At 55.9% G+C, this 12,319-nt stretch carries 11 protein-coding genes; 3 read left to right on the top strand and 8 right to left on the bottom strand.

What is annotated here, in order from left to right:
* Nucleotides 1-164: 164 nt before the first annotated feature.
* From KF784_06650 to KF784_06630, 5 genes are all read right to left on the bottom strand, one after another.
* Nucleotides 165-1,688, bottom strand: coding sequence for a UDP-N-acetylmuramoyl-L-alanyl-D-glutamate--2,6-diaminopimelate ligase (locus KF784_06650; GenBank protein MBX3118727.1), 1,524 nt, complete (start codon nucleotides 1,686-1,688; stop codon nucleotides 165-167).
* Nucleotides 1,689-1,760: 72 nt separating this feature from the next.
* On the bottom strand, nucleotides 1,761-3,590 hold the full coding sequence (locus KF784_06645) for a penicillin-binding protein 2 (GenBank protein MBX3118726.1): 1,830 nt from the start codon (nucleotides 3,588-3,590) through the stop codon (nucleotides 1,761-1,763).
* Nucleotides 3,574-3,879: a hypothetical protein gene (locus tag KF784_06640; GenBank protein ID MBX3118725.1), complete on the bottom strand. Its 306-nt coding sequence runs from the start codon at nucleotides 3,877-3,879 to the stop codon at nucleotides 3,574-3,576. Before KF784_06640 ends, KF784_06645 begins: the two co-directional genes overlap by 17 nt.
* Before the next feature lie 159 nt (nucleotides 3,880-4,038).
* A complete protein-coding gene (gene rsmH, locus KF784_06635) occupies nucleotides 4,039-4,956 on the bottom strand; it encodes a 16S rRNA (cytosine(1402)-N(4))-methyltransferase RsmH (protein ID MBX3118724.1) in 918 nt (305 codons plus the stop codon).
* Nucleotides 4,957-5,026: 70 nt separating this feature from the next.
* Nucleotides 5,027-5,524: a hypothetical protein gene (locus KF784_06630; protein ID MBX3118723.1), complete on the bottom strand. Its 498-nt coding sequence runs from the start codon at nucleotides 5,522-5,524 to the stop codon at nucleotides 5,027-5,029.
* A 520-nt stretch (nucleotides 5,525-6,044) separates the two neighbouring features.
* On the opposite strand from KF784_06630, the gene KF784_06625 reads away from it, so the two are divergent.
* The gene (locus tag KF784_06625; GenBank protein ID MBX3118722.1) at nucleotides 6,045-6,377 is read left to right on the top strand and encodes a helix-turn-helix transcriptional regulator; all 333 of its coding nucleotides are present in this window, start codon (nucleotides 6,045-6,047) and stop codon (nucleotides 6,375-6,377) included.
* Complete coding sequence (locus KF784_06620) at nucleotides 6,370-7,425, top strand: hypothetical protein (GenBank protein MBX3118721.1); 1,056 nt, start codon at nucleotides 6,370-6,372, stop codon at nucleotides 7,423-7,425. Before KF784_06625 ends, KF784_06620 begins: the two co-directional genes overlap by 8 nt.
* A gap of 62 nt (nucleotides 7,426-7,487) precedes the next feature.
* Here KF784_06620 and KF784_06615 read toward each other — a convergent pair whose 3' ends face one another.
* Nucleotides 7,488-8,246, bottom strand: a complete 759-nt coding sequence (locus tag KF784_06615; protein MBX3118720.1) for an FKBP-type peptidyl-prolyl cis-trans isomerase — start codon at nucleotides 8,244-8,246, stop codon at nucleotides 7,488-7,490.
* Between the two features lie 174 nt (nucleotides 8,247-8,420).
* Between KF784_06615 and KF784_06610 the strand changes: the two genes are divergently transcribed.
* Complete coding sequence (locus KF784_06610; GenBank protein ID MBX3118719.1) at nucleotides 8,421-9,464, top strand: hypothetical protein; 1,044 nt, start codon at nucleotides 8,421-8,423, stop codon at nucleotides 9,462-9,464.
* A 39-nt stretch (nucleotides 9,465-9,503) separates the two neighbouring features.
* Here KF784_06610 and KF784_06605 read toward each other — a convergent pair whose 3' ends face one another.
* Nucleotides 9,504-11,459 carry a homocysteine S-methyltransferase family protein gene (locus KF784_06605; GenBank protein ID MBX3118718.1) on the bottom strand — a complete coding sequence of 652 codons (1,956 nt, stop codon included), beginning with the start codon at nucleotides 11,457-11,459 and terminating at the stop codon, nucleotides 9,504-9,506.
* Nucleotides 11,460-11,632: 173 nt separating this feature from the next.
* Nucleotides 11,633-12,178 (bottom strand): HNH endonuclease, encoded by a 546-nt coding sequence (locus tag KF784_06600; GenBank protein MBX3118717.1) that lies wholly within the window; start codon nucleotides 12,176-12,178, stop codon nucleotides 11,633-11,635.
* Nucleotides 12,179-12,319 lie beyond the last annotated feature (141 nt).

Here is a 12,319-nt window from a genome sequence, read left to right as displayed (position 1 = left end):
CAAGGGAACTGTGAGCGTAGCGAACTGAGGGATGGGGGTCCAGCAATTCTTGACTAAGCTCATGGCTTCCATAATTTCGCAGAACCCCCACCCCCTGCCCCCTCCCCCTACGACTTCGTCGCATGGGGAGGGGAGATAACTCGTGCACTCCCAGAGTAAGCAGCTCATCTCCTTCTCGCCTCCAACCCCGCACGGGCAAGCTCGCGGTCGTCCATCGGATACTTCGTCTTGCCGATGATCTGATAGTTCTCATGCCCTTTTCCGGCAATCACCACCACATCCCTCTGCCGCGCAATCTTCATCGCATACGCCACCGCCTCGGGACGGTCCACAATCGTCACCGACTCCCGACCCGGCACGATCCCCTTCACCACATCGTCGATGATGGCCTGCGGGTCTTCGGTGCGCGGGTTATCGCTCGTGACGATGGTGATGTCGGAGCGTTCGCTCGCGGCTCTTGCCATCAGCGGACGCTTCGTTTTGTCGCGGTCGCCGCCGCAGCCGAAGACCGTAATGATGCGGCCCTTGGCGAGCGACCGGATGGTATCCAGGAGCTTCACCAAGGCATCGGGCGTGTGGGCGTAGTCGATGAGGATATCGAAGCCTGCATAGCTTTTCATGGGTTCGAATCGACCCGGAACCGGACGAACCCCTCTTGCCGCTTCTAACGCATCGGAGTAGTCGAAGTCGAGGGCAATCGTCGCGGCGAACGCCGACATAAGGTTCTCTGCGTTATAGTGGCCGCCTAGGCTTGCGCCAAATCCCTGGTCTATCCACGTTCGCGAGTCCACGGACACATGAACAAAATCAAGGTCGATTTCGTAGGGCGAACCCACCAAGTCATATCCATCCGGCACAACTCCTTCTTCATGTTCGTCAACCATCCCATATCGCAAGCAAGGAATACGCTCCGACCACTTCCTGCCGACAGGATCGCTTACATTGATGACTGCTTTGAATTCTTTGCCGGACTCCATCTGCTTCGGCAGCTCGCTGAAAAGCCGCCACTTCGCGGCTTCGTACTCCTCCATCGTCCCGTGAAAGTCGAGATGATCCTGAGTCAGATTCGTGAAAACGGCAGCGTCGAACTCCACCCCATCGATGCGCCTCTCCGCCAGCGCATGGGAGCTGACCTCCATCGCCACCGCCTGAACGCCGTTCTCTACGCACTCCGCCAGCATCCGGTTGACCTCCGGCGAAAACGGGGTGGTATTCGGCAGATCGCAGGACATTCCAGGCCGCTGAAAGCCGAGCGTGCCGATGTATGCGCAGGGCACGCTCAGCTGCTCCAGCATGTCGCGAATCAGCCAAGCCGTCGAAGTCTTGCCGTTCGTGCCGGTCACGCCGATCATCTTGAGCTTGGAGGAGGGGTCTCCAAAGGCCACCTTGCACACACGCCACAGGGCTTCCCAAAACCTCAGTCCCTCATGGGTGACGAGAGCGGCGGGCAGCCCCAGCGCGATAGCTCTTTCGTATCCTGCTTCCGAGTGAGCGAGCGCGGCAACCGCGCCGGAGGCCTTCGCCTCTTCGAGGAAATCGTGGGTGTCTCGCGACGGGCTGGGCATGCAGAGGAAGACATCACTGGGCTTGACCTTACGCGTGTCTTCACAAACGCCGGAGACTTCCGTCTCGCCACTGAGGCGATCCGGCTGGACTCCCGCATCGGTGAAGAGCTGTTGGAAGGTCATTGGCTTTTCCTAACGCACGATCCCTCCATAACTGCCGTTATGGAGGGTTCGTATTCGCCGCATGGGCGGTTCTTACCGCACTTTCTTTACGGCAACGTCTACTGAAGGCTCTTTCGGCATAGGTTTCTCTGCCTTCAGTAAAGCTGCTGCTACTGTTTTCGACTTCTTAGGCGCCGTATCTGCATCCGGCGGCAGATTCAATCGACGAATCACCGCTCGGGCAATATCGACAAAAGCCGGCCCGGCAACCTGCGCACCATAGTATTTCCCGCCTTGCGGATTGTCCACCATCACGAGAATCACCGCGCGGGGCGCATAGGCCGGCACCATGCCAACGAAGTTCGCCACATAGCCGCCACCCTCAACGGTGCCTGTCTGCTTGTTGATCTTCTGGGCAGTGCCAGTCTTGCCGCCCAGACGATAGCCGGGAATGCGCAAAGTCTTACCCGTTCCACGGTCCGACTCAACCACACTCTCCATGAACTCTAAAACCGTCTGAGTTACTTCGGGTGAGACGACTTGCCCGGCCTCTTCGGTTGGAATCTCGACTCCCTTGACACTCTTGATGAGCCGGGGCTGCATTCTCATGCCGTCGTTACCGAGCATCGAAAAAGCCGAAGCAAGCCCGACTGGCGTCACGGTCATGGACTGTCCGAAACCAAAAGTAGCAAGTTGGAGCTTCTTGGCGTATTCGTCACGATGGTAGCTGCCTGCCCTTTCTAGCGGCAAGCCTAGGTGCGTGCTCTCCATGAGACCAAGCTTGTCGAGATATTCGGTGAAATCAGGGTGTCCGATCCGCATCGCCCAAGTCGCCGCGCTCACGTTGCAGCTTACGGCAATCGCCTTTTCTGGATCTGTCGCACCGTGCGCACGATGACCGCCGTGAGCATCGCACCGCACCGACTTGTTCGACCAAACTTGGATCGACCCCGGACAGTTGATCACTTCGTGAGGCTGCACAACCCCTTTTTGCAACCCTTCCGCCAAAGTCAGAATCTTAAAGGTTGAACCCGGCTCCCATCCCGCCATGTAGCAAGGGTTGAAATCGCTAAACGTCTCCCCTTTCGCGGGAAGTTGCCCCACGGACTTCGGATTGTAGGTTGGCCAGTTCGCCATTGCGAGAATATCACCCGTGCGTGGATCGATGACAACCGCCGAGCCAGACTCAGCCCTATTCGCCTCCACCGCATGACGGATAGCGTTCGTCGCTGCGATCTGGAGTTGGGAGTCGATAGTAAGAACGATGTCCTTACCGTCTACCTTCTCCTGAGACCTACCATCGATGCGCAAGGGCAAAGGCATCCCGAAGCGGTCGCCTAATCCGACGATCTTGCCGTCCTTGCCTTGGAGGGTATCGTTCCATCCCATCTCCAAGCCGGCCATCGGCTTGCCATCGTTCAGGTACCCCACGAACCCGGCAGCAGCCTCACCCAAAGGGTAGCTGCGCTCGCCGACTCGCCGGATCGAGATCCCGTCGGCCTTCCAGCGCGACTGCACTTTCGAGATCGCTCGCGTTTGATCAGCCGTCATGGGTTCGCGCCAGTATCGGGAGCGTACGTCTTTGGCGCTTGCCAACTGTTGAAACTCAGACGCGGGTATTCCGGTGGCCTCGGCGAGGTCCATAAAGAAGGCCGCGCTGTTGGGCACCTTGTCGAAGTTGATGCCAAACTCGCTCGCGAGATCATCTTCCGCGAGGGCTTTACCATCGCTCGACATGATCGAGCCACGCTTGGCAGAAACCTTTGTTTCAATGAGATACCGACCGCTCTTCATCCCCTGGTCGATGATCTTCTCTTTGCCGAAGACCTGAACTTTGGCCTGGCTAACAGCAGCTGCGCCAAACGCAAGGACCGCCATTCCTGTAACCCAGCCCGGGACTCCTGACTTATTGCGTTTGCGCACCGCCGACCTCCGAAACCTGAGCTATCGCCGTCTTGGGCAAAGCGCTCTGTCCAGGGGCGAGAAATCCATTCGCTGCGGCCCAACGGCCAACAGCGTCGAAATCCTTGAGCCCGTCCACTTCGACCTTTAAGATACGCGAGCGTTCGCTTACTGCTGCCGACTTGATCCCAGCCAAGCGAGCCGCATTGCGTGCCTGCTCCATCTTGACCATGCCCAAAAGAGTGCTGCCCGCGTAAACCGCTCCGACGATTGTCGAAAAAGCAAGGCAGCGCACCAGCACAGCGGACAAGACGGCAGGCTTCCTCCGTGTCACCACTCGGTATCGTGGCGTGGAAACGACTCTTTCTCTGGTTACTGGTACTGCACTCATTTTTCTTTGGCCCTCCGTGGCCTGATGTTCTTCCGTGAAAATCTGTTGCTTTGCAAGCTATCAGCTTTCTGCTATCGGCTATCTGTCTCCTGATTTCTGATCGCTGATGGCAGATCGCTTCAAGCTGCGGAGCTTCGCGCTCCGCGCTCTCGAGTTCTTCCTAATCTCATCGTCCGTCGGCTGAAGAGGCTTCTTGTGCAACTCTTCAAAGCCTTCACCTATCAACTCTCGAAATGCGTGCTTGACGATCCTGTCTTCTCCGCTGTGATAACTCAGAACGGCCATCACACCACCTGGTGACAACTGCCGCGCCGAATCCATCAGCGCCTCCTCAAGCCCATCTAACTCTCGGTTGACGTAAATCCTTAACGCCTGAAAGGTCCGAGTCGCCGGGTGTATCCGCTTCTCTCGGGCCCCAACCGGGATCGCCGCATGAACGCAATCCACCAAATCCTTCGTTGTTCGGATTGGAGCTTGCTTTCGATGCTCCACGACCTTTCGGGCGATCGCTTTTGCCCATCTTTCATCGCCGTAATCCTTGAGGATGTCTTCGATCTGTACCGGCGACATCCGCATCAGCACCGCCGATGCCGGTTCGCCTCGGCCTCTGTCCATCCTCATATCCAGAGGGCCTTCTTGCAGGAAACTGAAACCGCGTGCTGGGTCATCAACTTGCGCGCTGTTCAGTCCCAAGTCCAACAAAATCGCGTTCGGACGAACGTCCGACTCTCCCAAAACCTGCGGCATGGTCATAAAGCTGTCGTGTACGAACTGAAGCTCGACGCCGCTTAGGCTTTGCAACCGGTCCATAGCCGACGCCATCATTCCGGCGTCCCAATCAAATCCAATCAGCTTCCCGCTAGGGGCGATCCGCTTACAAAACTCTGACGAATGCCCGCCCAACCCGAGCGTTCCATCCACCACCGTCATGCCCGGCTGCAGGTTGAAATCTCGTAGGATCTCCTCTACCATCACCGGATCGTGGCGTTTCTCCATTCGCCGTACCTCGTCGAATTCCCATCCGAGTCCCAATTCAAGGAACACGCTGGGTGTTTGGTGGATCAATTCAAGCGCTAACATCGCCAGACCGACCTACCATCTGCCCGTATGCGTTCTCTATCGCTTCCCTTCGCTTCTGCTGATACTCGACGGGAAACTCTTGAAACTTCTCCCATTCGTTTTCGGCCCAGATTTCGACTCTGTCGCCGCACCCGATGAGGAGCACTTTGTCCTTTAGCTTGGCCTCGGCCCGCATCTCGCGCGGGATAACCATTCGGCCCTGAGCATCAAACTTCAGATCATCTTCGGCAACCCCGAGAACGAGTCGCGTGTACTGTTCGCGCGCCGGGTTCATCGTGGGAACGCTGAAGATCTCAGACATCAGCCGATTCCAAACCGGCTCCGGGTACATGATCAAGCAACCCTTGCCAAGCACCAGCGCAAACGACTCGCCGAGTCGCTCTCGCTTTTTTTTGCTAACCAGAATCCGCCCCTTGTCATCGACATTTGCGGTCTCAGTTCCGATCAGCGGCTTGAAATCTTCGGGTAATCCGATCGCTGCCACTTCAATGTCCCCAGACTAAATGCGGGCGGTCCGCATCCATGCTTTCCACCCGCTAACTTCTGGTATGAGCACCCCGCCCAACCGAGTGAATGGGTTCCCTTCGCATCCTGCGATACCATCCACGTGATTGGGATGATACTGGGAATTGATTACAAATGCAAGGTTTTTTTAAAGATTTTTGGGAATGACTTCCACAATTAGATCAATATAGTAGACATAGATATACTATAAACACGTTTGAACCTGCACAAGGCACGAGTAGTGAAATAGTTTAAGACCTAAGAGGTATGGGAACGGGTTGGGAAATGGGGAGGGGGTATTGGGGGCTGGGCGTGAAGTGCTGCCCCTGCACGGCCGGCAAGTTCTTCTCAGTCAAATTCTTGACGTATACAGCCCGTCTGTGCTCACCAGACTAGGATAAGCCAGCCATCCTTCAATCATGACTCCAAGCATTCTTAGGAATTGACATACCTCATCTTTTGAGGTATACTTCTTTCAGAGCTATGCTCAGGAGGACAAGATGTCTTTCAAAGGCGACATTGCCGCGCTGATCTTGGGGATTCTCCAGGACGGACGGCTGCATGGATACGAAATTTCAAAACGAATACGCTCGCTGAGCCAAGAAACATTGAGCCTTGGCGAAGGTCAGCTCTACCCTGCCCTTCACCGGCTGGAAGAGGACGGCCTAATCGACTCGTCGTGGGACATCCAAGAAGGGCGTCCTAACCGCAAGGTCTACGAGATCACCCCAGTTGGCCTTGCAGAACTGAAAGAAAAGAAGAAGGCTTGGGAGAAGTTCACCGCTGGAGTCAACTCGATCCTGATGGCCTCCAAGGAGGGAGCAAATGGCTAACTACATATCTTGGTATCTCGTAGAACTGGAGCGACGACTCAAAGGCAAGCTCCCAACTCGAAAGGTCATAGAGTTACAAAGCGAAGTCGAAGATCATTTACGGCTTTCGGCTGAAGAGGTGCAAAGGCAAGGAGTCGAGCCCATGTTGGCGGAGAGGCTTGCTATCGAAAGCTTTGGGAATCCACGTCAGTTTGTCCACAACACAATCCGAAACCTATGTGCAGGACACGTTTCACCACGTATGCTAAGCGCTCAGTCGATCCTGACAGTGATCATCATTACAAGTTTTGGTTATGTCGGCATCCAGAGAGACAGTTCCACTCTCGGATTGGCCGCCCTCTTGCTCATTCCATACGCGATCATCAGTTTCATAACTAAGCGCGTCCCGTTGAAGCTAAGTCTTGGATATTCGATCATCCTGACACCCCTCTTGATGGTTTTTGCTGGATACACAATGTTGAGCGGATCGCAAGTAGACAGCTACGTTTCAAGGTCAAATGCCAGCGAGTACATTCAGTATCGCAATGCAGAGAGAAAGAACCTCGAACACTCGCTGGACGTGTTGCGAACTGGCATACTTGCCTATGGTTTGAGCCCTTCTGCACCAAACGACACCTTGGTAGTAGGAGAACGGACGTCAATGCCCTCAGAGTTGATGCACAACGGAGAGTTCGTCATACCACAATCCTTCAACTCCGGCCGGTTGCCGTTTTACCGCTCGACTGCCACGAATGAGAATTCACTCATCTTCACGAGATCGTCAGGCGCGGAAACTGTCGCCAATTTGGCGGAGGCTAAGAAATTTTGGAAAATGCGAGCCCACGACTGGGAACAGTTAATCGTTCGCGCAGTGCACGACAACGAAGTCGATACAGCACGGATGAGGTCTTTGATACGAAGCAATAACCTTGATGGGCACATCGCAGTTCACTTAGGAGCCCCGGCGATACTTTGGGGCCTAGGCTTTATGCTGCCCTCCTCAATCGTTCCAGTTTGGTTCGGGTGGTGGCTAGGGTTCCTCAAACTGAAGAGGAGGGCGATGGCTTAGGAAAGCTCTCAGCGATCAGCAATCGGCGATCACCTTTCTCTCGTTCGCTGATCGCTGAGGCCCTAGTTTCCCTTCTTGATCGAAACCAGTTCAAGCTCAAAGACAAGAGTGGCAAAGGGAGGAATTGCGCCGCCGCGCCCTTGTGGGCCATATCCCATCTCATAGGGAATCGTGAGCGTACGGCGCCCGCCCACTTTTAGACCCATCAGTCCATCGGTAAAACCTTTGATCAACCGCGTCACCCCAACCGTCACTTCAAGCGGACGGGCAACAACCTTGCCGTCAGACTCCATCCGCTCATACGAACTGTCGAACTGGACGCCGTTCAAAAACTTGCCCCGATAGTGAACTTCCACCAGGTCCCCTTGGACAACCGAATCGCCCGTCCCCTCTTTGGTGTCGACGATTTTGAGCAAAGGCTCGCTATCCTTCTTCCGAATGTCGAACAGTTCAACCTCGAAGATGAGCGTGCTGTTCGGCTGAATGCGCCCGACCGTCAGCTCGCCAAAGCCCAACTCTGGTGGGATGGTGATCTTTCGCTTTCCGCCCACCATCATGCCCTTGATCGCTTTGTCGAATTCACCTAGCGGCAAGAACGTGTTGCCGCCCTCTTCATCGCGCATGCCAAGGTGCCAAGCCGTTGGAGGGGCTTTGTCCGAGCTTAACAGCAGGTTCCCTTTGCCGTCCTTAAGCTGGACATTCATAGTGACGATGTCGCCATAGGCAGCGGTGTTCCCTTTGCCGACCGAAAGATCAACAACCTCGGTCTTGGGGGCTTGGGTCAGCAGGAAGATTCCGGCGATGAGGGTGGATGCGATCATTCGGCAAGGATACCGTCTTAGAGCGCCATACCGATGCCGGACCGTGATTGCCGACCCGGATTTTGGTCCACACGCCTAAGCTCGCAGCTTGTGTTCACGCTCCCATTTAGGAATCAATCTGCCCAAAAAAAACTTGCTTCGTACTGCACTAAGTTGATACAGAATAATGGTGCCATGCTGACCAGCGTCCTTGCCCTGTTGGTGTCCTTCCCCCAAAGCCAATCTGTCGAGATGATCCGCATACCTTTACCAAAGAACAACGAACTGCCCTTCTTTCAAGACCTCTCAGCAGATGGCAAAGCTGTTATTGGTTACTATTACTCCGGCCATCGCACTGTGGCTTTCCATTGGACAAAGGCGACAAAGACGAAAGAAATCTTCCCCGATAGCGATTACAGCACCGCTGTCGCTATTGCCGATGACGGACTGACCATTGTCGGGTCTATCGGATCTGACGAATCAAACGCCAAAGCTTATAAACTTAAAATCGGCGGAAAGCCGACGATCTTCCCTCTCACGGCTGCTGCCTATGAAAGCGCCTCAGGTGAGGGCATTAGCGGCGACGGCAGGATCGTCCTCATTCGAGAAGATTTGAAGGGAGCGAGTTTAGCTCGTGACTATTATCTGCTCTTGGCAAATGCATCAACGGTGAAGCTCAAGTCACCACTTAATGACGGAAAGGCTTCCGTCAATCTCATGATGTTGGCCAAAGACGGAAAGTCTGTCCTTGGCTCTACCACTTGGCAAGGGAGGCAGATTGCATGTCGTTGGGATCAGAGGGGACGCGCCACCACTATCGGATGGATTTCGGATGAGATTAGGGTTATCTATCCGTTTGCTCAATCACATGATGGTTCGAAATTCATCGGACACGCGGAAGGGGAGGGCGCTGCGGGAATGGTCTTGTGGGCGAATGGCAAGCCGAGTGTGCCCTACATGAATGATGCAGGCAGTGCCCGAATGTCTCCGTCTGGCAATATTATTGGATCATCGCAAAAAGCAAACGCGACACTTTGGACGCAGAGTTCAGGGCTGGTCAGATTGGATAAGGTCCTGAAGAACGCAGGCTATTCCCTGCCCAAGAATTACCATCTGAACCACGTTGGGCTAGTGACTCACGACAAAACTCACGTTTATGCGCTTGTTGCGGTGTCGATTTCGGGAAGCGACGGAATCATGCACTGGGTGAAGTTTCCGCTCTCGGCAATCAAGAAGTAGGATGGCTCTGATGCTTGCTTAGCGCTTTCTGCCTTCTCGCTACGCACTTTCAGCAAACACCCGCTTATCAAAAACCAGGTCGCTGGCGATTTTCCAAACTTCCGGATCGATCCGATTCTCCGGCTTGATCTTGCTAAAGTGGACGATAGCGCTGGTGAGGCCGGCCTCGAGTGCGTAATGCAAGAAGACCGAGTTCAAAATAATGCGCAGCGCGGGCTTTAGCCCAAAGCTCACGTTGCTCACACCGAGGGTCGCGTTCACCAGCGGATGCCGCTTTCGCAACTCCCGAATCGCCTCGATGGTCGCCATCCCCGACTGCCGGAACTCCTCATCCCCCGAGCCGAGCGTAAAGGTGAGACAGTCGATGAAAACGTCGTGATCGGGCAGACCGGCAGCGCGTGTTCGCTCAAGGATGCGCTCGGCAATCGCCACCTTCTCCTCTACCGACTTCGCCATTCCCTTCTCGTCGATGGTGAGCGCGACCACCGCCGCGCCGTACTTCTTGCACAAGGCGAGCACCTTCTCGGTCCGCGACTCGCCATCCTCAAAGTTGATGGAGTTCACGATCGGCTTCCCCGCGACCGTCTGCAAAGCGGCTTCGACCACCGGCACCTCAGTCGAATCGATCATGAGCGGAACCTGGATATGACGGTTGTAGTAGCTCAGGAGTGTGGTCATGTCGCGCACTTCGTCGCGACCCACAAACGCTGTACACACATCCAAAACGTGCGAGCCTTCCCCTTCAAGCTCTCTGGCAAGCTCAGTGAGGCCCTCCCAGTTTTCCGCTGCGAGCATCTCGCGGAAGGCCTTGGAGCCGTTGGCGTTGGTCTTTTCGCCAATGATGAAGAAGCTGGAATCCTGCTTATAAGGCTGGAATTGGTAGAGGCTGGAGCACCCGACCAGCTTGAGCGCCTGGGCCTGCTCGTCGGTCTTCATGTCGAAGTCGAAGCCGGGGAACAGCCCGCGCACCTTCTGCCAATGCGCCACGCTTCCGTGTTTCATGCCGCCCACCTTTTCGGCAACGGCTTTGATGTGCTCCGGCGTGGTGCCGCAGCACCCGCCGACCATCGCCACGCCGAGGTCCTCGACGAAGTGTCGATGATGCTCGGCAAGCTCGTCGGGGGAGAGCTTGTAAACCGCTTGGCCCTTTTCCATTACGGGCAGACCAGCGTTGGGCTGGATAGAGATCGGCCTGGTCGAATTCTGCGAAAGGAACCGGACGTGCGGGGTCATCTCCACTGGGCCGGTCGCGCAGTTCATCCCCACGGCCACTACCGACGGGAACGCCTCCAGCATGTTCAGGGCCGCCCCCATCTCCGAGCCGAGGAGCATGGTTCCAGTCTGCTCCATCGTAACCTGGACGAAAAGCGGCAGCCGCTTCCCCGCTTCCGCCATCGCGCGGTTCGCGGCGACGATCCCGGCTTTGACCATCAGCAGGTCCTGCAAAGTTTCCAGGAGGATAGCGTCGACTCCGCCTTCGATGAGGGCAAGCGAAGAGGTGAAGTAGGTCTCTTCCAGCTCTTGCCAGTTCGTGTTGCCCAGGCTGATCAGCTTCGTCCCCGGTCCGAGCCCGCCCACCACGAACTTCGGCTTTCCGGCTTTGGCAGAGGCTTCGTCGGCGGCCTTGCGCCCGATCTTTGCCGAAGCAAGGCTGACATCCCAGACCAGCTCGGGAATCTCGTACTCGGCGAGTACGATACTGGTAGAGCCGAAGGTGTTCGTCTCCACCATGTCCGACCCGGCATCGAAGTAGCGGTGATGGATTCCCGCGATCACGTCCGGGCGGGTGAGGCTGAGGATTTCGTTGCAGCCGTCGAGGAGCTTTCCGCCCAGGCGTTCGGCGGCTTGGTTGACGGCGTCGGAATAGTCTGCCGACGGTTTCAGGATGAAGTCGCTGTCGTCCAGGTTCGCCGCCTGAATCTGTGTGCCCGTGGCCCCGTCCCAGACAAGAACGCGGTCGGCAAGGGCATCCACCAGCGGCGAATCGAACTTCATATTTGTATTATGGGGCGATCAGTTATCGGCGATCAGCCATCCGAGCTATTCAATGAAAGATGTCATGGACTGACTAATAATCTAAGGCTTGATGATTGAATAACCATCAAGCCCAAGATTGCTGATAGCCGATAGCTGATTGCCGATAGCTGATTGCCGATAGCTGCGAAACATCACCCCGCATATGCCTTCTCGCCCACAAACTCATCAAAGATCGGCAAGTAATCCTGCCACTCCTGACGGTTTCTGGCCTGAAGGTACACCGGCAGCGAAAGGTACGGGATGAAGTGCGGCCGCTTTGGCTTCTTCGCCAATCGCATACCCGCCTGCTGAGGAGTCTTGTCCCCCTTCTTCAGGTTGCATCGACGGCAGCAGGCCACCAGATTGTCCCAGCTTCCCGGACCGCCTGCCCACTTCGGCACCACGTGGTCGAGGGTCAAATCTCTTCCCTTCGTGCCGCAATACTGGCAGGTGTAGTTGTCGCGCGCCAGGATTGAATGCCGTGACAGCCGAAGCTGAGGCATCGGCCTTCTGACCGAGTAGCGCATTTTCATCACCGATGGCGCGCGGACTTCGCCGCGGCCCGTCACAAGCGGATGTTCGCGGTCGTGGATGACGTCGGCCTTGCCTAGCAGCAGAAGCGACATCGCACGCCGCATTGTGCAGACGTTCAGCGGCTCATAGTTGACGTTCAACAATAAGACTGGGGTGCTGGACATTCTGTATCTCCCTAACGAATCGAACCGATCCTCCTCTCGTGAACAAAAAGGCCCGCATGCACACGCACACGGGCCGACGGGTCGGCGATGATCCGAGTGCGTATTATCGTGTCGCTCCACATAGGTGGATGACACAGATGA

The organism is Fimbriimonadaceae bacterium (genome assembly GCA_019638775.1).
In the GTDB taxonomy this organism is placed as follows: Bacteria; Armatimonadota; Fimbriimonadia; order Fimbriimonadales; family Fimbriimonadaceae; genus JAHBTD01.
Note: the sequence above shows the minus strand (reverse complement) of the source record. Positions and strands in the feature narration are given on the sequence as shown.

Bases quoted from the DNA above. Each gene is read 5' to 3' on its own strand.
- KF784_06650 (MBX3118727.1), bottom strand. From the start codon at position 1,688: ATGACCTTCCAACAGCTCTTCACCGATGCGGGAGTCCAGCCGGATCGC.
- rsmH (MBX3118724.1), bottom strand. From the start codon at position 4,956: ATGGAGAAACGCCACGATCCGGTGATGGTAGAGGAGATCCTACGAGAT.
- KF784_06625 (MBX3118722.1), top strand. From the start codon at position 6,045: ATGTCTTTCAAAGGCGACATTGCCGCGCTGATCTTGGGGATTCTCCAG.
- KF784_06620 (MBX3118721.1), top strand. From the start codon at position 6,370: ATGGCTAACTACATATCTTGGTATCTCGTAGAACTGGAGCGACGACTC.
- KF784_06615 (MBX3118720.1), bottom strand. From the start codon at position 8,246: ATGATCGCATCCACCCTCATCGCCGGAATCTTCCTGCTGACCCAAGCC.
- KF784_06610 (MBX3118719.1), top strand. From the start codon at position 8,421: ATGCTGACCAGCGTCCTTGCCCTGTTGGTGTCCTTCCCCCAAAGCCAA.
- KF784_06605 (MBX3118718.1), bottom strand. From the start codon at position 11,459: ATGAAGTTCGATTCGCCGCTGGTGGATGCCCTTGCCGACCGCGTTCTT.
- KF784_06600 (MBX3118717.1), bottom strand. From the start codon at position 12,178: ATGTCCAGCACCCCAGTCTTATTGTTGAACGTCAACTATGAGCCGCTG.